This window comes from Enhygromyxa salina (assembly GCF_002994635.1).
GTDB classification, from domain to species: domain Bacteria; phylum Myxococcota_A; class Polyangia; order Nannocystales; family Nannocystaceae; genus Plesiocystis; species Plesiocystis salina_B.
In genome coordinates this window covers 62,330-81,775 of sequence record NZ_PVNL01000051.1, presented here as the reverse complement: position 1 = coordinate 81,775, position 19,446 = coordinate 62,330, and the positions used below count along the sequence as shown (strand labels likewise).

Annotated in this window: 18 protein-coding genes and 1 pseudogene; 9 read left to right on the top strand and 10 right to left on the bottom strand. The window is 69.6% G+C overall.

The window, feature by feature from the left end:
• Positions 1-58 precede the first annotated feature (58 nt).
• Complete coding sequence (gene rseP / locus ENSA7_RS13225; protein WP_106089637.1) at positions 59-1,720, top strand: RIP metalloprotease RseP; 1,662 nt, start codon at positions 59-61, stop codon at positions 1,718-1,720.
• 9 nt (positions 1,721-1,729) lie between these two features.
• Complete coding sequence (tsaB, locus tag ENSA7_RS13220) at positions 1,730-2,479, top strand: tRNA (adenosine(37)-N6)-threonylcarbamoyltransferase complex dimerization subunit type 1 TsaB (RefSeq protein ID WP_106089636.1); 750 nt, start codon at positions 1,730-1,732, stop codon at positions 2,477-2,479.
• Position 2,480: 1 nt separating this feature from the next.
• On the opposite strand, the gene ENSA7_RS13215 is transcribed toward tsaB, so the two are convergent.
• The gene (locus tag ENSA7_RS13215; RefSeq protein WP_181233703.1) at positions 2,481-4,013 is read right to left on the bottom strand and encodes a serine/threonine-protein kinase; all 1,533 of its coding nucleotides are present in this window, start codon (positions 4,011-4,013) and stop codon (positions 2,481-2,483) included.
• A gap of 292 nt (positions 4,014-4,305) precedes the next feature.
• On the opposite strand from ENSA7_RS13215, the gene ENSA7_RS13210 reads away from it, so the two are divergent.
• Positions 4,306-5,346, top strand: a complete 1,041-nt coding sequence (locus tag ENSA7_RS13210; RefSeq protein WP_181233702.1) for an alpha/beta hydrolase — start codon at positions 4,306-4,308, stop codon at positions 5,344-5,346.
• Positions 5,347-5,354: 8 nt separating this feature from the next.
• On the opposite strand, the pseudogene ENSA7_RS46005 reads toward ENSA7_RS13210, so the two are convergent.
• The 5 genes and pseudogenes from ENSA7_RS46005 to ENSA7_RS13185 form a co-directional block, all read right to left on the bottom strand.
• Positions 5,355-5,690, bottom strand: a pseudogene (locus ENSA7_RS46005) (peroxiredoxin family protein); the annotation flags it as partial.
• 12 nt (positions 5,691-5,702) lie between these two features.
• Positions 5,703-5,993 carry a redoxin domain-containing protein gene (locus tag ENSA7_RS46000; protein ID WP_106089633.1) on the bottom strand — a complete coding sequence of 97 codons (291 nt, stop codon included), beginning with the start codon at positions 5,991-5,993 and terminating at the stop codon, positions 5,703-5,705.
• Positions 5,990-6,961: a bestrophin family protein gene (locus tag ENSA7_RS13195; protein WP_106089632.1), complete on the bottom strand. Its 972-nt coding sequence runs from the start codon at positions 6,959-6,961 to the stop codon at positions 5,990-5,992. Before ENSA7_RS13195 ends, ENSA7_RS46000 begins: the two co-directional genes overlap by 4 nt.
• Positions 6,958-8,610 carry a serine/threonine protein kinase gene (locus ENSA7_RS13190; RefSeq protein WP_106089631.1) on the bottom strand — a complete coding sequence of 551 codons (1,653 nt, stop codon included), beginning with the start codon at positions 8,608-8,610 and terminating at the stop codon, positions 6,958-6,960. Before ENSA7_RS13190 ends, ENSA7_RS13195 begins: the two co-directional genes overlap by 4 nt.
• Before the next feature lie 62 nt (positions 8,611-8,672).
• Entirely contained in the window at positions 8,673-8,960 is a 288-nt protein-coding gene (locus ENSA7_RS13185; protein ID WP_106089630.1) for a hypothetical protein, read from the bottom strand.
• Between the two features lie 63 nt (positions 8,961-9,023).
• On the opposite strand from ENSA7_RS13185, the gene gor reads away from it, so the two are divergent.
• Positions 9,024-10,394 carry a glutathione-disulfide reductase gene (gene gor, locus ENSA7_RS13180; RefSeq protein WP_106089629.1) on the top strand — a complete coding sequence of 457 codons (1,371 nt, stop codon included), beginning with the start codon at positions 9,024-9,026 and terminating at the stop codon, positions 10,392-10,394.
• A gap of 104 nt (positions 10,395-10,498) precedes the next feature.
• On the opposite strand, the gene ENSA7_RS13175 is transcribed toward gor, so the two are convergent.
• The gene (locus ENSA7_RS13175; protein ID WP_106089628.1) at positions 10,499-11,140 is read right to left on the bottom strand and encodes a GNAT family N-acetyltransferase; all 642 of its coding nucleotides are present in this window, start codon (positions 11,138-11,140) and stop codon (positions 10,499-10,501) included.
• Between the two features lie 73 nt (positions 11,141-11,213).
• Between ENSA7_RS13175 and ENSA7_RS13170 the strand changes: the two genes are divergently transcribed.
• Positions 11,214-12,368, top strand: coding sequence for a ribonuclease D (locus ENSA7_RS13170; protein ID WP_106089627.1), 1,155 nt, complete (start codon positions 11,214-11,216; stop codon positions 12,366-12,368).
• A 6-nt stretch (positions 12,369-12,374) separates the two neighbouring features.
• Here ENSA7_RS13170 and ENSA7_RS13165 read toward each other — a convergent pair whose 3' ends face one another.
• The 3 genes from ENSA7_RS13165 to ENSA7_RS13155 form a co-directional block, all read right to left on the bottom strand.
• Positions 12,375-13,037 carry a hypothetical protein gene (locus ENSA7_RS13165; RefSeq protein ID WP_146157648.1) on the bottom strand — a complete coding sequence of 221 codons (663 nt, stop codon included), beginning with the start codon at positions 13,035-13,037 and terminating at the stop codon, positions 12,375-12,377.
• 34 nt (positions 13,038-13,071) lie between these two features.
• Positions 13,072-13,407 (bottom strand): hypothetical protein, encoded by a 336-nt coding sequence (locus ENSA7_RS13160; RefSeq protein WP_106089625.1) that lies wholly within the window; start codon positions 13,405-13,407, stop codon positions 13,072-13,074.
• A gap of 73 nt (positions 13,408-13,480) precedes the next feature.
• On the bottom strand, positions 13,481-14,770 hold the full coding sequence (locus ENSA7_RS13155; RefSeq protein WP_181233701.1) for a lycopene cyclase family protein: 1,290 nt from the start codon (positions 14,768-14,770) through the stop codon (positions 13,481-13,483).
• Between the two features lie 224 nt (positions 14,771-14,994).
• On the opposite strand from ENSA7_RS13155, the gene ENSA7_RS13150 reads away from it, so the two are divergent.
• The 4 genes from ENSA7_RS13150 (at position 14,995) to ENSA7_RS13135 (ending at position 19,444) form a co-directional block, all read left to right on the top strand.
• Positions 14,995-15,921 (top strand): trypsin-like serine peptidase, encoded by a 927-nt coding sequence (locus tag ENSA7_RS13150; RefSeq protein ID WP_106089623.1) that lies wholly within the window; start codon positions 14,995-14,997, stop codon positions 15,919-15,921.
• Positions 15,922-16,126: 205 nt separating this feature from the next.
• Positions 16,127-17,209, top strand: coding sequence for a prolipoprotein diacylglyceryl transferase (locus tag ENSA7_RS13145; protein ID WP_146157647.1), 1,083 nt, complete (start codon positions 16,127-16,129; stop codon positions 17,207-17,209).
• A 64-nt stretch (positions 17,210-17,273) separates the two neighbouring features.
• Complete coding sequence (egtB, locus tag ENSA7_RS13140) at positions 17,274-18,575, top strand: ergothioneine biosynthesis protein EgtB (protein ID WP_106089621.1); 1,302 nt, start codon at positions 17,274-17,276, stop codon at positions 18,573-18,575.
• Between the two features lie 2 nt (positions 18,576-18,577).
• Positions 18,578-19,444, top strand: coding sequence for a hypothetical protein (locus ENSA7_RS13135; protein ID WP_146157646.1), 867 nt, complete (start codon positions 18,578-18,580; stop codon positions 19,442-19,444).
• The last annotated feature ends 2 nt before the right edge of the window (positions 19,445-19,446 follow it).

Sequence of the window (19,446 nt, the reverse complement as noted above, 5' to 3'; positions counted from 1 at the left end):
ATGAAGGCTCGGCCGTGTCGGCAACCCCGCCGACGTGCGCAGAATTCGCAGCTGCGCGATGACCAAGATCCTGGCCTTCATTCTCCTGATCGGACCGCTGATCTTCATCCACGAGCTCGGCCACCTGCTGGCCGCCAAGCTCGTGGATGTCAAAGTCGGGCGGTTCTCGATCGGGTTTGGGCCGCCGCTGCTACGCCGGACGATCGGCGAGACCGAGTACTGCCTGGCGCCGATCCCCCTGGGTGGCTACGTGTCCTTGCTCGGGCAGAACCCCCACGAGGAGATACCCGAGCAGGACCGCGATCGGGCGCTGTCCAACAAGCCGCTGTGGGCTCGCTACCTGGTCCTGGCGGCCGGTCCAATCGCCAACCTGATCGTCCCGATCCTGCTCTATTTCTTCTTCTTCCTGACCCACGCCCTGCAGCCGCCGCCGGTGATCGGCACGGTGCTCGATGGCTCGGCCGCCGCGCTCGCGGGGCTCGAGCCGGGTGATCGGATCGTCGAGATCGACGGCGACGACGTCCGCTCGTGGAAAGAGATGCAGACCAAGGTCGCGGCCTCGCCAGACCTCGAGCTGCGCATCGAGATCGAGAAGCAGGGCAAGCGAGTCGAGCGGTTCGTGACCCCGCGGCGGACCTTCGTGAAGAACCCGCTCGGGGTCCCCGAGCCGCGCGGTGTGCTGGGTGTCTACGGGCACTTTTATGCGCCGCAGATCGGCATCGTCGATCCGACCTCACCTGCCTACGAAGGTGGGCTGCGGACTGGCGATGTGATCACCTCGATCGAGGGCGAGCCCGTGCGCACGATCGAAGAGCTGCAGGCGCTGGTCGCGACGCCGCCCGACTCGCTGGTCCGACTGACCTACCTGCGGCCCCACGCGACAGCGTTTCAGCTGGGCACGCTGCTGTGGTTCGAGAGCAACCACGCCCAGCTGCTGCCCCGGCAAGAGGCTCGCGGGCGCGGGCTGCCGGGGGCGCCAGCGAGCTCACCGACCGGGGTGCTGCCCGCCAACACCTTCGTGCGCGCGGTCAACCATGACTCGCCGGCCGCCCGGGCCGGGTTGCTGCCGGGCGACCGCGTGATCGAGATCGACGGCCAGCCGGTGACGCGCTGGGAGTCGATCGCCAACATCCTCGATCGTGCGCAGGACAAGCCCGTCAAGCTGTTGGTCCAGTCGCTCGGCGGCGAGCCGCGCGAGCTGACGGTCAAGCAAGACCTGCGCACCCGCAAGGACATCTACAAGACCGAGTTCACTTACCTGTTCCTGGGCGCCGAGCCGTACGGGATCAGCCAGGCGCCAGACCTCGAGCCGATCCGGGGGCGCTTCACCTACGCGACCCGGGCCTCGTGGGGCGAGACCGTCTACATGCTCGAGATGATGTGGACGGCGCTGCGCCAGATGATCACGCTGCAGCGCGGCGTCGAAGAGCTCAGCTCCGTGGTCGGGATCTTTGCGTTTGCGGGCACCGCCGCCGAGCAGGGGCCGACCGAGTTCCTGATGCTGATGGCGCTGATCAGCTTGAACCTGGCGTTCGTGAACCTGCTGCCGATCCCGATCCTCGACGGTGGCCACCTGTTGTTCTTCACGATCGAGGCGATCCGCCGCAAGCCGCTCGGCCAGCGGGCCCGCGAGATCGCCAGCGCGATCGGGCTGGTCGTCATCTTACTCTTGATGTTGATCGCCCTGCGCAACGACGTGATGCGGTTTTGGATGGACTGAGCGACGCCGATGCGATGGATGCTGTGCCTCGACGCCTCCGCCCCGCGCACCTGCGTGGCGCTTGGACGTGTCAGCTCGCCGGATGACGATGACCACCCGCGCGATGAGCTGGTGATCGAAGACGAGTCCGAGGATCCGGGCAGCCAGACGTCGGCGCGCTTGCACCTGCGGCTCGGCGCGGCGCTCGAGCGGGCGGGCATCGGGCCTGCGCAGCTCGCTGTGATCGCGTGCGGCCGCGGGCCCGGCACGTTCACGGGCTCTCGGGTCGCCGTCGCCACCGCCAAGGGCCTGGCGATCGGGCTTGGCGTGCCCGCCGTGCCGGTCTCGACCCTGGCCTCGCTCGCGGGCTCGACGAGCCGCGACGGCCGGGTGCTCGCGCTGCTCGACGCCCGCCGCGACCAGGTCTACGGCGCGCTATTTGATGTGGGCGCGACGATCGAGCCGCTCGACGACGAGCAGGTCACCGAGCTCGCGGCGTTGATTGCGAGCCTGTCGCCCGACCACCGCGGCGCTGACGTGACCCCGCTCGGGCCGGGGTGTCTGCCCTACGCGGACCAGCTGCCCACGTCCATGCGCGCGCAGAGCATCGTCAGCCCGGGACCGACGGCGGTCGGGCTGTGGCGCGCGGCCGTCAGCGCGTGGCGAGCGGGCGCGGCCGTCGACCCCGACGCGCTCTCGGTCTCGTATCTACGCCAGAGCTACGCGCAGATGGGCATCCATACGCCCAAGCGACCGATGTTCAAGAGCCCGCTGATCTGAGCTACTCCCAGGGATCGACCAAGTCGTCGTGGGCGATCCCCTCGTTGGCCTTGCTGTCGGGCTTTAGCGAGGGCTTCTCGCTCGGCTCGGGGTTCGGCTCGGGCTCGGGCTTCGGCTTTACCTTGGGCGTTTGCGCGGCGCTGGCCGGCTTGGTCGGGCTCACCGTGTCGGTCGCGTCGGGCTCGGAGGCGTCGGAGCTGGCGATCTCGTCGGTGCCTGACCCGCGCTGCGCTCGATCAGCCTCGGTCACCGCCGGGCTCTCGATCGCGGGTGAAGGTGACTCGCGGGGCGCGCTCGCTGGTGGGTCCGCGGGGGCAGCGAGCTGTTCGGCTTGCTCGCCGACGCCGACCGGCGGCTCCGCGATCAACCGCGTCACCAACCACCAACCGCCGAGTCCGACCCCGACGATCGCAGCCACGCTGCCCAGCGCGGTCCCGACCACCGCCCCGATCGACGGACCCCGGCGCTGGTCCGGCGGATCCGAGGCTCGCTGGGGCTTGGGGGCGGCCGCAGGCACGGCTGCGACCGACGCTGCGGCCGGCGGTGAGGCCGATACTTGGGGGTGTCGCCGCGCGGCGAAGCCCATCGGGCGCGCGGCCGCGTCGGGCGCTCGGATGACGTCGGCGGCCAAGTTGGCGGCGGCGGCGAAGCTGGACACCGCCGCCAGCTCAGCCATGAGCTCGGGGATGTCGCCAAATCGGCGCGCTGGCTGCTTCTCCAGGCACCGCCGGGCGACGGCCTCGAGCTCGGCGGGGATGAACTGCCGGGGCGCTCGCTCACCGAGCGCCTTGGGTGCCTCGTTGAGATGCCGCCAGCGCAGCCGCTCGGGGTCACCCGAGAACGGAGCCTCGCCGACGATCAGGGCGTGGAGCAGGCAGCCGATCGCGTAGACGTCGCTGCGTGGATCAGGCGGCTCGCCGCGACACTGCTCGGGGCTCATGAACGCTGGCGCCCCACCGTGCGCGCGCGCCGGGTGGAAACCGACGACCTTCACCGCGTCACTGCGGTCACCGCTGTCGATCAACACGACGCTGCTGGGCTGCAGATCGCCGTGGAGGACCCCCTCGTGATGCGCTGCAGCCAGCGCCGAGCCGACTTGCTCGATGATCTGAACCGCCCGCGCCCACGCCACGCACCCGCGTCGCTGCAGCAGCTGCTCGACGGTCTCGCCGACGAGCAGCTCCATGACGACGTAGGCCGTGCCATCCGGGAGCTGACCAAAGTCGCCGATCTCGACGATCTGGGGGTGACGCAGGCGCGCGAGGGTTCGCGCGACCTCGAGCCAGTCGTCACTGATCGGGTGAGCCTGCGGATCCGAGAATTCAATCGCAACCGCGCGCCCGAGCGCGACGCTGGTCGCCTCCCACGTCTGCGTGAGCGCAGCCTCGCGCAGCGGCCGTTCGAGCCGGTAGTGATCACCGATGAGATCGCCGCGGTGGCGCGTAGACCCGCGCTCGACCGGCGCGTTCGCCAGTGTCCCCGCGGCGACCTGGGGAGCCGCCGGCGAGACGCCAGGGTTGGCTATCCAACGCATCGATCTGGCTGGAGCAGGCGACCGGTTGGGCGTGGCGGCGCGCTCCGTCGACGCCCCGTCTGGACCGAGCCACGCCATCGTCCGGCGCGGACTGTTGGCGTCTGCGGGGTCCATGGCGGAGAGCTTAACACGAGCGCCGGGACCAACCGCAGCAGCCACACGGGAACGACTCGCGACCACATCGCCCAAAAGATCAGCGCAGCGGTGGTCGCAGGGCGGTGGTACACCTACGCCCCGTGTTCGATCGCCACCCGACAAGCCGTGTTGCGCTCACCCGTTGTTCAGGTGGGACATGAAGCGCCTGCTGCGAGGCGGGGTACGGGCGCTGACCGCCACTCCCGAGCGACTGCTGCGGGCCAGCTTCGGGGACCCGCCCCGCAGTGACCGCGGGATCGAGCAGGACCTCCACACCCACGTGCTGCTCTCGCTGATGCGGCTGGCCAAGCTCGGCGAGCTCCATCACCTGAGCCCGGCGAAGGCCCGCCACCGGTTCCAGGCCGACGGCGCCGCGGTCGACCTGCCGCCGACCTCGCTGGCCGAGCAGCGCGAGCTCGAGATCCCCGGACCCGGGGGCCCCCTGCCCGCGCGGCTGTATCGCCCACACGCCCAGGCCGCGTCGCTGCCTGTGTTGCTGTGGTTTCACGGCGGCGGGTTTGTGATCGGCGGGCTCGAGTCCCACGCCAGCGCGTGCGCGTGTCTGGCCAGCCGGATCGGCTGCGTGGTCGTGGCCGTCGACTATCGCAAGAGCCCCGAGCACAAATTTCCTAGCGCGAGCGACGACGCGCTCGCGAGCTTGAGCTGGGTGCGAGCCCACGCGGCCAAGCTCGGGGTCGATCCAGATCGAGTTGCGATCGGCGGCGACTCGGCGGGCGCCAACCTGTGCGCGGGCTTGTGCCATCGCCTGCGCGACGCCGACCTGCCCCAGCCAACGGTGCAAGCGCTGCTGTACCCCATGACGCAGTGCAACGCGCGCTTTGCTTCACGCACGCAGTTCGGCGAGGGCGCGCTGCTGACCACCAAGATGATCGACTGGTTTCACGATCACTACCTGCGCGGTCCCGAGGACGCCGCGAACCCGCTGGTCTCACCGCTGAGCGCGGCGCGCTTCGATGGCCTCGCGCCTGCGCTGATCCGCACCGCCGGCTTCGACCCGCTGCGCGACGAGGGTGCCGCGTACGCCGACGCCCTGCGCGAGGCGGGCGTCAGCGTCGACTATCGCTGCCACGAGCGGCTGATCCACGGGTTCTTGACCATGGGCGGGGCCAGCCCGGCCAACAAAAAGGCGATCTTCGAGCTCGGTGACGACCTCGCGGTCGCGCTTGGTCGCAGCTGAGACCCGCCTCAGGACCCGGCGAGCTCGGCCAGCGCGGCCTCGAGCTGCTCGATCACGGCGAGCTTGCCGGGCCGATCCGCCGGGGTCTCGCCCACGTAGTGCCAGAACACCTCGCGGTTGGGCATGATCACGAAGGTGGCCGGGACCGCGATGTCCTCCCCCTTCATCGCGACCCCGTAGGCCGAGGCCACCGCGACGCCTTCGTCGGTGAGCAGCGGGAAGTTCAGGCCCAGCCGCTCGCGCAGCCGCTTGGAGTCCGCCGCAGAGTCAGCGCTGATCGCAACCACGCGGACCCCGAGCTCGTCGAACCGCGGCTTCTCCCTTGCCAGCTTCCCGAGCTGGTCACGACAAAAAGGTCACCAGTGCCCGCGATAGAACACCAACACCGCCGGTCGGCCCTCGGCCAGCAGATCGTCGAGGCTGACGTGGCTGCCGTCATCGTTGGGCAGGGAGAACGCGGCCGCGACCGCGCGCGCCCCCGCGTCCGCTGGCCCGCCGTCAGCCGCTTGCCCCAGGGCAGACGGGGCCTCGCGGGTCTCAAGCTTCCACCCACAGCCGGAGCCCAGGCCCAAGCACGCGATCAGGCAAGCGCCGAGGAGACCCGCCACGCGAGCGGCCGGTGCGTTGCGCACAGTCGTCACGCTCATTGGAGTATCCCATCCACCGGCTCGAGCAAGGGCGGCAGCTCCTGCTCGCCGAGGCGCTGGCGCAAGTTGACCTCGATCATCCGCGACAGCGCCGACAGCGGCAGATCATTGGGGTCGAGCCCGAACGGATCTTCGATCTCGGTGCCGACCGCGTCGAGGCCGTAGAACGCGTAGGCGACGATCGCCACCACGACCGGGGTCATGGTCCCGACCGTCGACAAAATTCCGAACGGCAGCCCGACACAGTAGAGCACGACGATCCGGTGGATCAGCACCGTGTAGCTGGCGGGGATCGGCGTCGACTTGATCCGCTCGCACGCGCCCTGGACCGCGGTGATCTCGGTGAGGCTGGCCTCGAGCACGGTCAGATGGTGAGCATGGATCCAGCCGCGATCGTACAGCCCCCGCAGCTGATCGCCGATCCACTGGGTGATCGCGACCGGGCGGTTGTGCTCGGACGCGAGCGAGGCCAGCAGCTCGGGGGGCAGCAAGCCGTGCAGCTGCTCGAGCCCGTCTTCATCGCGCAGGTGGTGGCGCAGCGCGTGGACGTAGGCGATCAACGCGTGGACCAGGGCGTGGCGAACCGCCTGCATCTCGGCCGCCTCGCCCACGCCCGCGCGATGATCACAGTTCGCGTCGACCATGCGTGGCCCGACCAGCGTGAGCAGCTGGCGCGTGAACGAGCGGGCGACGTTGACCAGCGAGCCCCACAGCTTGCGACCCTCCCAGAACCGATCGTAGCTGGTGTTGTTGCGGAACCCGAGGAAGATCGAGAGCGCCAGACCGATCAGCGTGAACGGCAGCGGCGACAGATCGATCGCCGAGCTGCCGCCGTGCAGCTGATGCAGCACCGTGGCGATGGTCGCCACGCCGGTCGCGAGCGAGACCCGCTTCCAGGTCCAGACCAGCGAGGTGCCACGGATCAACAACAGCTGGCGGAGCCAGGCACGACGATCGATCAGGATCACTTGATGAACGGGTTCTTGACGTCGCCGTCGTTGCTGCCCTGGGCCGGTAATTGCTGACTGGGCTTGGGCGGTTGCTCGGGCGCGGCTTCGGGTTCGGGAGTCGAGCTGCGCGGTCGCTTGGACGTGCTGGGCTTGGCCTCGGGCACGGCCTCGACCGCGACGAGCTCGTACTGATAGTTCTTTTGATCACGATCGGGCAAGACCTCGATCGGGAGCTCGACGTAGCCCTCGGCGCTCAGAATCAGCTGGATCGGCTGGTCCGAGCGCTCGAGCTCGATCCCCGCGGATGGCTCGGTGTCGTCCCCCAGGCTCGTGCCGTAGATCGCTCGATCGCGGGCGTCGAGGATCTGCGCGGGCACGTTGGTCGCGATCAGCACGCTGACGATGGCCGGTGGCGCGGGCTCGACCGCGGGCGGATCGACGACCGCCGCCGCCGGCTCGGCCTCTGGGGTGGGATCGCTGGCGGGCGCCTCGGCGACTTCGTCGTCGATCTCTGCCTCGAGCTCGCCCGGCGGCCGAACCGACAGATACACGATCGCAGCAGCCGCGAGCACGACCCCGATCACCGCCCGCAAGCCGCGGCGGCTGCCCTCGCGCTCGTCCGCGAGCGCGAGCTCTGGCGCCGCGGTGGTCGACCCCTGCGGAGCCTGAGCAAAGCCAGTCGGCCCGCTCGCGGGCCGGGCGACAGACTCCGGCACGATCTCGACCGCGCCGGCTCCGGTGCCGACCGCCTCGATCGCCGTGATCATCTCCGCCATGGTCTGGAACCGGTACGCCGGATCCTTTTGCATGGCCTTGAGCACGATCGCCTCGGCCTCGGGCGGGATCCCTGCGTCGGGGACCAGGTCCGAGGGCCGCGGCGGCACGTCGAACATCTGCTTGGACAGGATCCCCATGAAGGTCCCGCCCGTGAACGGCACCCGCCCGACCAACAGCTCGAACATGATCACGCCGAGGGCGTAGACGTCGACGCGATGATCGACGTGCTCGCCCTGGGCCTGCTCGGGGGACATGTACTCCGGGGTCCCGAAGATCATCCCGGTCTGGGTGAGCCCAGGCCCGCTCTGCTCGCCGGTCTGGACCTTGGCGATGCCGAAGTCGAGCACCTTGACGAAGTCCTCGTCCTTGTCCCGCCTGACGCGAAAACAATTCTCGGGCTTCATGTCCCGGTGGATGACCCCAGCGGCGTGGGCGGCGTCCAGCGCTCGGCAGATCTGCAGCGTGAAGTGGCGGACCCGGTCCCATCCGACCGGCCCCTCGCGCTTGACCAGCGCGCCGAGGTCCTCGCCATCGAGGAACTCCATCACGAAGCACACCGAGTTGCCGGGCGTGGCGCCAAAATCGGTGATCTCGACGACGTTCTGCTGCGGGATCATCGAAGCCGCGCGAGCCTCGGTCAAGAACCGCTGAACGAGGTCGGCCCGGTGCGCGTACTGGCTGCTGAGCACCTTGATCGCAACCCGCTTGCCGATCGTGCTGTGCTCGCCGAGGTACACCGTGCCCATGCCCCCCGCGCCGAGCTTGCTGATCACACGGTAGCGATCGAGCAGCACGGCCCCTGTCAGATCCGGCTCGGCCGCCGGAACGATGACCGCAACGTCCTCATCCTGAGGTTGCGTGACGCGAAGCTCGTGGTCGGATGGGGGCATGGGTCGCCGCGCCAGCGTACCCGATTTCCACGTCAGCTGTCGCTACGGGCGCCGCGCCGCCCTCAATCTCTGAACCGCAGCGGCAGCCGCAGCCCGAGCAGCCCCACGAGCGCGAACGCACCAGCCGAGAACATGAACATCAAGCGCGGCCCGCCCAGCTCGGCCGCCCACGACAGTACCGACAGTGGGATCACCAGCGCGAGGTTGATCAACCCGACGATCTGCGAGATCCGGCTCGCGCGCCCCCGCCCCTCCTTGATCAGCACGGCCACGCTCAGCGCGAGGCCCAGCAGCAAGAACACCACCATCACGGGCAACCCGAGCAGAAGGATGTCGACGAGGCGCTGCATGAGCGGTTGAACCACGCTACCAGCGGTGTTGAGCTTTGACCACGCCAGCGCTAGCGTGCCGCGGTGTCAGACTTCGACTTCGACCTGTTCACGATCGGCGCCGGATCGGGCGGCGTGGCCGCCAGCCGCCGCGCGGGCGAGTATGGCGCCAAGGTGGCGATCTGCGAAGAACTGCGGGTTGGAGGCACGTGCGTGATGCGGGGCTGCGTCCCCAAGAAATTGCTGGTGTACGGAGCCTCGTTCTCCGAGCACTTCGAGGACGCGAAGGGCTTCGGCTGGGAGCTGGGCACGCCCAAGCTCGACTGGCCCCGGCTGATCGCCGCCAAGGAGGCCGAGCTCGATCGCCTCGAGCAGATCTACCTGCGGCTGCTGCAAGACTCGAAGGTCGAGCTGATCTCCGGTCGCGGCGCGCTGGTCGACGCGCACACGGTCGAGGTCGCGGGCAAGCGCTACACCGCCAAGCACATCCTCATCGCCACGGGCGGGTGGCCCGTGCGTCCGACGATCCCGGGCATCGAGCACTCGATCACCTCCAACGAAGCGCTCGAGCTCGACCGGCTGCCGGCCCGCGTGGTGATCGTCGGCGGTGGCTACATCGGGGTCGAGTTCGCGGGCATCTTCAACGCCGCGGGCGCGCAGGTGACCATGCTGTTGCGCGGTGACAACGTGCTGCGCGGGTTCGACCTCGAGATCCGCGAGCGCCTGGCCGAAGAGATGCGCGCCCGGGGCATCACGATCGAGACCGAGGTCGTGCTGCGCAGCGTCGCGCGTGACGGTGAAGATGGCCCGCTGAAGCTGCTGCTCGATCACGGCGAGATGCTCGAGACCGACGCGCTGCTGTACGCGACCGGGCGCGCGCCCAACAGCGCGGGGCTCGGGCTCGAGGCGGTCGGTGTCGCGTGCAACCCCGACGGCAGCGTGGTCGTCAACGAGCGCAACCGGACCAGCGTGGCCAACATCTACGCGGTCGGCGACGTCACCAACCGGATCAACTTGACGCCAGTTGCGATCGCGGAGGGCCGCGCGCTGGCGGAGACGCTGTTCAACGACAACCCGATGACCGTCGATCGCCGTGACGTCGCCACGGCCGTGTTCTCGCGCCCGCCCGTCGCCACCGTCGGCCTGACCGAGCAGCAAGCGCGCGAGCAATTCAGCGAGATCGACGTCTACTGCGCCCGGTTTCGCCCGATGAAGGCGACCATCTCGGGCCGCAACGAGCGAGTCCTCGTCAAGCTCGTGGTCGACAAACGGACCGACGTGGTCCTGGGCGCGCACATGGTCGGTGATGACGCACCCGAGCTCATTCAAGGCCTCGCGGTCGCGATCAAGTGCCGGGCGACCAAGCGAGACTTTGACGCGACCATGGGGATCCACCCGACGGCAGGCGAGGAATTCGTGACCATGCGATTCCCCCGACTCGACAAAGTAGAGTAGGTCTGTTTTCAGCTCGGTCTGTTTTCAGCTCGGGCGAGACTCCTCGCCCGCTTGCAGGCGCCATTCGTAGAATGGTTCACCTTCGGGCAGCGAACTGTCAGCCCTCAGTCGATCCACTCGGGCCAGGGTAGGTAATCGATCCACGCGTACGCGACCTTGGCGAGGACCTGATCGCCGACGTTGACCTCGCCGTGGGCGATCTCGCGGCCGCGCATGCGCTCGTAAAAGCGCCGCGCGGGGTGGTTCTCGGCCAGCACCCAGACCACCGCGGGGACCAGTCGACGCCCGCTGAGCGCCCACAGGCCGGCGCTCAGGAGCTTTCGGCCGCCGCCGCGACCGTGCACGTCGGGGTGCAGGTAGAGCTCGTAGACCTCGCCGCGGACCCCGAGCTCGCGGCTGTTGCTCAGCCCGCTGTTGACGTACCCGACCACGCCATCCTCGCCGTCGAGCACGTGCAGCAGCGAGAGATCCTGCCCGCCGTGCCAGAAGTACCCGCGAAACCGGCTGACGCTGCGCGCGAGGTTGGTGTTGGCGAGGCTCGACGCCGACATGATCTGGCCGTACGCGTGGTGCCAGCTCGCGACGTGCACGCGCGCGAGCGCGGCGACGTCACTCGGCTGCGCGAGCCGGATCCGGTAGTTTGTCAGCGCTGCGTCGTCGATCTGCACGAGTAGCGATTCCCCCGCTGGCGTCGCCCAGCGCAGCTCACAGACCTCGACCTGCTCGTCGCCAGCGAGCGTGGCCACGCGCGAGGGCTGATTGTATGGGCGAGTTTACCCGATCTGTCCCGATTCTCGGGTATTCGATACGCTGCGCGCGATGACGAAGCTGCCAGACCACAGCTGGGTCCGCGATGCCAGCGCCGTGCTCGAGCTCGCGGCCGCGCTCGCGGACGCGCCCTGGGTCGCGCTCGACAGCGAGTCGAATTCGATGTTCGCCTACCATGAGCGGGTCTGCCTGCTGCAGCTCAACGTCGGCGGGCAGCTGTGGCTGGTCGACCCGTTCGCGCTGACCGGCGACGGCCCGACCCCACAGGCCGGGGCCGAGGCCCTCGCCCCGCTCGCGGCCCCGCTCGCGGATCCCAAGCTGCGGGTCTGGGTCCACGGCGGCGAGTACGACGTGGCCTGCCTCAAGCGCGACTTCTCCCTGACGCTCGGCAACCTGTTCGACACCCAGCAGGCGGCGAGCTTTCTCGGCTGGCGCCGAACCGGGTACGCGGCCGTGGTCGAAGAGCTGTGCGGGATCGCGCTGGCCAAGGAGCACACCCAGCACGACTGGGGTCAGCGCCCGATCGACGAGTTCGCGCTCGGCTACGCGCTGGCCGATGTCGTGCACCTGCCAGAGATCGGCGCCGAGCTGGTCAGCCGGATCCAGGACGCCGACCTCGACGAGGAGCTCGAGCTCGCCAACGCCAGCGTCGCGCGGGCCGCCGCCCACGACAACAGCTTCGACCCCGCGCGGATGTGGCGGCTCAAGGGCGCTGGCGAGCTGCGAAAAGACCGCCACGGGGTGCTCGCGGCGCTCTACACCTGGCGCGACAAGATGGGCCGCGAGCTCGACTACCCACCGGGCCGCCTGATCGCCAACCAGCCGCTGATCAACCTGGCTAACCGCGCGCCCACCGATCACGCCGCGCTCCGACGCCTGCGACTGCGCGGCGCGTTCATGCGCGAGCACGGTGACGCGCTGCTCGAGGTCGTCGCCAACGCGCTGGAGAATCCGCCCAAGGTCCCCGCGCGACCCAGCCGCGAGCGACTGCCTGCCCGCGAGGCCAGTCGAGCCAAGGCCCTCAAGCAGTGGCGCCGCGAGGAGGCCGAGCGGCGCGAGCTGCCGCCGCACGTGATCCTGCCTCCCCGCGCGCTCGGGTGGTTGGTCAGCGAGGGCGTGGATCGACTCGCGGAGTGCCCCGAACTCGGTCAAAAGCGAGCCGCTCGATACGGCGAGACCCTGCGCCAGCTGTGCGCCGAGAGCTAGATCGTTCTACTCGGCCGGGTCAACTGGGTCGGGGATCCGCGCGGCCCGGAGCCCACCGCGAGCGTGCATGTCCGCCTTCCAGGGCTGCTTCGGTGTGACGGTGGGCGTGGGCGGTTCGGGCAGAGGCATCGGCTTGATCCCGCCCTCGACTTGAACGTCCTCGACACGCTCCGCGACCAGACCGCCCGCGACCAGCGTGTCGAGACCGGGCGGGTCACAGGGCTCGACAACTGGCGCGGGAGGCTCGACCGGCTCGGCACGCTGGACCAGCGGCGCGACGGGCTTGGCGGGCTCGGGCTCGGGATCAGAGTGGGCAGTGCACGCGGCGAGCAGCGCCGCCGCCCCGATCGACGCGGCCTGAGCGAGCCGCTGTCGCTGCGGGGCTCGGTTGCGCGCGAGCCTCTGAATGGGGACCAATGCCGGCTCCGGCAGCTCTGGGCGAAACCGAATCCTCCCGTCGGGCCGGATCGCGTAGGACACACAGATGTCGCGCCCCTCGTTCTCGCGCATGAACGAGCGAGCTTCCGGTTCCGACATCGTTGACAACAGGTGCACGTCTTTGACGCAATGGCGACAGAACATGCTGCGATCCTCTTTGCTCACCCCCCCTCGATCCAGGTTGATCGGGCAGGGGCTGGTGATCGGGATCTGTCCGTGGTCGACGCTCATCGGCCGGCCGAACGGCGGCATCCGCCGCCCGGTTTCACTGGTTGGAGTCTTCGGACTTGCGCCACTCGAGCTGGACCCGAAACGTCCCGCTGGCGCCGATCAGCACCCGACCGCTGGTGTCGACGCTCAGCGAGAAGCCGAGGTTGACCTTGTCGAGGTTGGCCTGCTGCAGCTCCGCCTCGAGCTGCTTGGCGACGGCCTTGACCACGTCACTGATCGCCGCGGTCCCGACCGTCGCGACCCGTTGGCTGTGGGTGCTCGGGGTCATGGCGGAGCCGGTCTCGCGCACGATCGCGGGCATCGCCTCGAGCCACACCTTGGGGCCTTGGTCGCCGAGATCGAGCACGAGCGGTTCGTCTGCGATGGGCATTGGACCAGGTTACTAGAAACCCGCGCGAGCGGACGCAAGGGCGGCTTGTATGGCAACACTCACGTATCCCCGACTACGATCGCTGCAACCCGCCGAACCCCCGCAACATCCGAAGCCCCTCCCGCCCAAACAGGGCCGAGCCCAGGCGCGCGCGGATCGGCGCGGGCACGCTGGCGAAATAGCGCAGCATCGTGGCCATGAGCTCGGGCGTGGGCGCGGTTCCGGACACGAAGCCGCGCCAGCAGTGATCGGGCAGCTCGAAGAACTCCGCGAAGAAGCGATCGAGGGCGGCGCGATCGAGCGCGCAGATGATCTCGAGTCCGAAGCTGTAGAGTCGCCAGGCGCGGACCTCCGCGGGGGTCCAGATCGCCTGCCAGATGCGTCGGCTCGGACCGCCCGGCGAGACCCAGTGGCCGAGCTCGGTGGCGATCGCGTCGGCGACCCGCGCTCGCCGCCGCAGCACGGTGGTGAGCAGGTAGCCGGTCGCCGGGTGGACCATCGAGGCGGCGCCGCCGAACGCCAAGGTCCGCTGATCCGCGCGTGGTAGGGCGGCGCCCATGGGGATCACGCAGCGCTCGAGCTCGAGCGGCTCGCCGATCCGGCCCACGCCCTGCAGCTCGAGTCGCCGATCCAGGCGCCGACGCAGCGCGGGGAAGTAGCTGGCTGGGGCGTGATCGAGCCGGGCCGCGAGCACGGTCTCCTCGGCGAACAGCCGATCACGAGCGAGCGGCAGCGCGTAGCAAAACGTGGGCGGCAGCGACTCATCGGACTCGGCGGCGCCCGTGCTCGACCAGTCCATGAAGGTGGCCCGATCGAGCTCGAGCTCCTTCTCCACCGCCCACTGCTCGCCCCACGCGACCTGGTAGGCCGGCGCCGGTCCGGCCTCGAGCGCGACGAAGCGCGAGCCGTGCCCGGTGGCGTCGACGACGAGCTGACCGCGCAACCGCTGGCCGTCGTCACAATCGAGCTGAACGCCTTCGTCGTCATGGTCGATCGCAGCGAGGGTGCCCGCCACGATCGAGCCCCCTGCCCGCTCGATCCGCGCCAACGACTCGAGCTGCCAGCGACGATCATCCAAGAGCGCGTAGCCGCGATCCAGCGGGCGCGGACCCGCGGCGAATCGAGCGGTCGTGCCCGGCCAGCGGTGCGCGAGGTAGGGCTCGACACCGAGCGAGGTGGCGTCGTCCAGCCACATCGCGTAGTTGGGACGCCACGCCGCGCGAGGATCAGGGGCCAGCACCGACACCCTGACGCCCCGCGCGACGCAAGCCTCGGCCAGCGCCAGGCCAGCTGGCCCGGCGCCGACGATCCACAGCTGCGTCGCCGCGATGGTCGTCGCCGAACTGCGGTCCGCGGCCCTCACCCCGCGAGCGTGAACGGGCCGCGCGGCCCATGCAAGCGGCGCTGCGTCTGTTCTCAGCTCGGGCGAGACCTCCAAGTGGGTCAGAAGCCGGCCCGAGCTGAGCTGAAAAAACAGCTCGCTGCCCAAGGTGAGCCAGTCTACGAACGGCGCCTGCAAGCGGGTCAGAAGCCTGACCCGAGCTGAAAACAGCCTCGCCCGCGCTGTAAACAGCTTACTATCGCTGCGTGTCCGAGGTCGACGACCCTCACGCCTCGATCGCTAGCGACGACCCTGGCGAACAGGACTCGGTCGACGCCGCGCCGGGCGAGGGCACGCCGTGGCCGATCGGTGCGTACGCGCAGCTGGGGCTCGAGACCGTGCCCGGCTGGACGCCGCCGCCAGCCTACGTCCGCGAGTCCACGGCGGACGCCAGCCCACGTGGCGCCGACACCCTGCTGCCGGACTGGCGATCCGGCGCCACTCACTCGAGCTACCGCCGCGAGTCGACGATCGGCAGCGACGATCGCGTGCGGATCCGCGAGACCACCAGCTACCCGTGGCGGCCGATCTGCCAGTTGACGATCCACTCGAGGTTCGGCGACGAGTTCGTCGGGACCGGCTGGCTGATCGGACCACGCACGATCGTGACCGCGGGCCACTGCGTATACCTGCCAGCGATCGGCGGCTGGGCCGAGCGGGTGGTGGTCTCGGCCGCGCGCAACGGGCTCGATCGCCCGTTCAGCAGCGTGGTCGCAACGAAGTTTTACTCGGTCCGCGGCTGGACGGTCGACGGCAAGCGCGAGCACGACTACGCGGTGATCAAATTGGGCGAGGACGCGGCGTTGCCCGAGGTCGGGCAGCTTGGCTACGCCGTCTGCGACACGCCGACGCTGCGCGGCAGCTATCTCAACCTCGCTGGCTACCCCGCAGACAAAGACGGGGGCACCACGTTGTGGTGGTCGGCCCGCCGCAGCGCCAAGGTCGATGCCCACGTGATGCGCTATGACGCCGACACCGCCGCGGGTCAGAGCGGCGCCCCGGTCTGGCGCCTCGATCCCAGCTCCGGCCGGCGGGTGGTCGTGGGTATCCACACCAACGGCGCCCTGACTGGCAATTCGGCCACACGCATCAGCGCGCGTGTGTTCGCCAACCTCGCCACCTGGTGCTCCTAGATCGCGCCAGAGCGGGGGCCGCGTGCGCCGGTCCGCGCGCGAGCTTGGTCCGCAGCACGGCAACAGCCGCGCAACAACCCGCTCGAACCCGGGATTTTGGCCGTTGGCGGGCGGCGTCGCTGGACCTGGCCCACGCTTTTCGCTACGACCCGGCAGCGGCGCGGCGCCCAACAGCGCACCGCGTCAGCGAGAGAGCCGCCAAGCCATGTTCTACGAGAAAATCCATATCTTCGGCCAGATGGGCGTCGCGCCCTACGGCGTCATGGTCGCGCTCGGGCTGCTCGCCGCGATCGTGCTGGGCGGCCGCGAAAATCAGCGCATCAAGCTGATGACCCCCGAGCTGTTCGAGAAGGTCGCGCTGTGGACCGTGCTGTGGGGGCTGATCTTCTCGCGGCTGTTCTACGTGTTCACCGATCTCCCCCGCTTCATGCAGAAGCCCGGGTCGATCTTCGCGATCTGGGAGGGCGGCCTGGTGTTCTACGGCGGCCCGATCGGCGCGGTGCTGTACCTCGTCTACCACTACGTGATCCGCCGGAGCGGCCCCAAAGAAGGCACCCAGGTCGCGACCCTCAAAGAAGGCTGGCAGCGGCTGCTGCGGTTCTTCGACCTTGGCGCGCCGATGCTGGCGCTGGCCCACGCGTTTGGGCGGATCGGCTGCCTGTGCGCCGGCTGCTGCTACGGGGCGGTCCATGAGGGCGCGCTGGCCCTGCACTACCCCGAGGGCTCTCCCGCGTTCGCGGCCGGCGGGGTCGGGCGCTATCCGATCCCGCTGATCGAGTCGGCGATCGAGCTGAGCCTGTTCATGTTCCTGATGAGCCTGCGGCTCAAGAAGCGGTTTCACGGCCAGGTCATGCTGACCTACGTGATGATCTACCCGGCCGCCCGATTCGTGCTCGAGATGTTCCGCGGCGACGCCGTGCGCGGCTACGTGATGAAGCTCGAGACCCCGGCGCTCAACGCCGCGCTCGGGCTCGACCCCTCGGTCCCGGTCATGATGACCACCAGCCAGTTCATCTCGCTGTTCGTGGTGGCGGCGGCGATCGTGCTGACGTTCGTGGGCAAGCGGGCCGCGGCGGATGGCCCGATCCCCGAGTCCGCCTGGTGGGAGGACGAGGAGGCCGACGAAGAAGAGGACGAGGAGGCCGAAGAGGAAGAGGAAGAGGCCGACGAGGACGAGGACGAGGAGGCTGACGAAGAAGAGGAAGAGGCGGCCGACGAGGCCGAGGCCGACGAGGCCCACGCCAGCGAAGGTGCCGCCGAGAGCGAGATCAAGACCGTACAGGAGTGATCGACGGCTCGTCGCGGCCCGGCGGCGCTCGAGATCTCCCACCTCAAGCTCCTGCGCCTGAACCATGCACGCCCGACTCGATCCAACCCCCCTCGCGGCCGCCTACATGCGGGTCCGCGCGCTGAGTGAGGCGCTCGCCGCCCACCTCGAGCCCGAAGATCAGTGCATCCAGTCGATGCCTGACGCGAGCCCGACCAAGTGGCACCTGGCCCACACCAGCTGGTTCTTCGAGACCTTCGTGCTCGCGGGCCCAGGCTACGCGCGCTACCGCGAGGGCTGGGACTTCCTGTTCAACAGCTACTACCAGACGGTCGGCAGCATGCACGCGCGGGCGCAGCGGGGCCTGCTCTCACGCCCGACCGTCGCCGAGATCCTGGCCTACCGCCGGGCGGTCGACGAGCAGGTGCTGCACTCGCTGCCGCACATGAGCCCAGCCAAGCGCGGCCTGATCGAGCTGGGGCTGCACCACGAGCAGCAGCACCAAGAGCTGATCTTGACCGACATCAAGCACGCGCTGTCACTCAACCCGCTCGGGCCCGCGTACCGCAAGCCGGGTCCGCTCGGGCAGGCGATCGCGCAGCTCCCTGCCCTGCGCTGGGTCGAAGATCCAGGCGGCCTCGTCGAGCTCGGGCGGGCCGGCGACGCCGACGGGTTCGGGTTCGACAACGAGGGTCCACGCCACAAGCGCTGGCTCGAGCCGTTCGCAATCGCCAGCCGGCTGGTCAGCTGTGGGGAGTACCTCGCGTTCATGGCCGACGACGGCTACACGCGTCCGCAGCTGTGGCTGTCGGAGGGCTGGGACGCCGTCCAGCGCGAACAGTGGCGGGCGCCGGGCTACTGGCGGGCGCCCGAGCAAGCGGGTGAGCCGTGGCGCGTGTTCACGCTCGAAGGCGTCAAGCCGCTCGATCCTAGCGCGCCCGTGTGCCATCTGAGCTACTTCGAAGCCGATGCGTTCGCGCGCTGGCGCGACGCTCGGCTGCCCAGCGAGGCCGAGTGGGAGCACGTCGCCGGGGCGCTCGAGGTCAATGGCAACCTGCTGCCCAGCAGCGCGCCCGAGCTCGCTGACGCCCCCCTGCACCCGACCTCCAGCAGCTCCGCCAGCGCGGACCCGAGCGGGCTCGCGCAGCTGTTTGGTGACGTGTGGGAGTGGACCGCCAGCCCGTACCAGCCCTACCCCGGCTACCGCCCGCCCGAGGGCGCGATCGGGGAGTACAACGGCAAGTTCATGTGCAACCAGCTGGTCCTGCGCGGGGGCTCCTGCGCGACCCCACGCGACCACCTGCGCGCGACCTACCGCAACTTCTTTCACGCCCCGACCCGCTGGCAGTTCAGCGGTCTGCGGCTGGCGAAAGATCTACAGGGCTAGACGTGTCGGCGCCAGCGCGACGGGTGTCGGTCGTGGCTGCGCTGCTCGTCGGCTGTACGGGCGCGGGTGATCCCGGCCCGAGCGATCCCGGGACCGAGTTGAGCCGAGACCCTGCGGTGGTCGTCGAGCGAGACGTGTCCGGGCAACGACTCGAGCTTGGACCGGCGCTCGGCGGCAGCGCGCTGGTCGGGCCACCGCGCCCAGGTCGCTACGCCGTCGCTGTCCGGTTCACCCAGCACCGGTTCGTGACCATGGAGCACACGGTCCACGAGAGCATCGAAGGTAGCGCGGTGATCGAGCTGACCGACGGCGGCGAGGTGCGGGCATGCTTCGCCGTGGCCGACCGATCCGCGAGCGACATCAGCCACTATCAAGCCCACGACGGCCAGGACCACCACTACGAGAGCGACACCGACAACCTGCTCGGCGCGCGCGGGCGCTGGGTCCCCGTCGCGGGGACCCACGAGATCGAGCTTCACCTCGATCGCCTGGGCTACCGCAGCTGCGAGGTTGGCGACGAGCTCAGCCCTGAGCCGCTGACGCTGCGCTGCTCGTCGATCGCGTCGACCAGCAAGATCCCGAGCGCAGCGCTCGTGTGTCAGCCCGCCCAGGTCCCCGCTCAGCGGATGCTTGGCCAGCTGTCCCTGATGCTCGGTGAAGACGCGCGCTCGTGGGGGCTGCGCAATGATCTGGCGCTCCACGATCCGCCGGTCGGCGCCGAGGTTCAGCCCTACTTGTTGCTGGGCGTGGGCGATGGCCTGTCGGTGGTTGGAAGCGACGATCGCAGCGGCCGCACGCTCGAGGTCGAGCTCGCCAAGGTCCCGGATCCGAGCTTGGATCCGAGCTTGGATCCGACGCCGCTTCCCTGAGC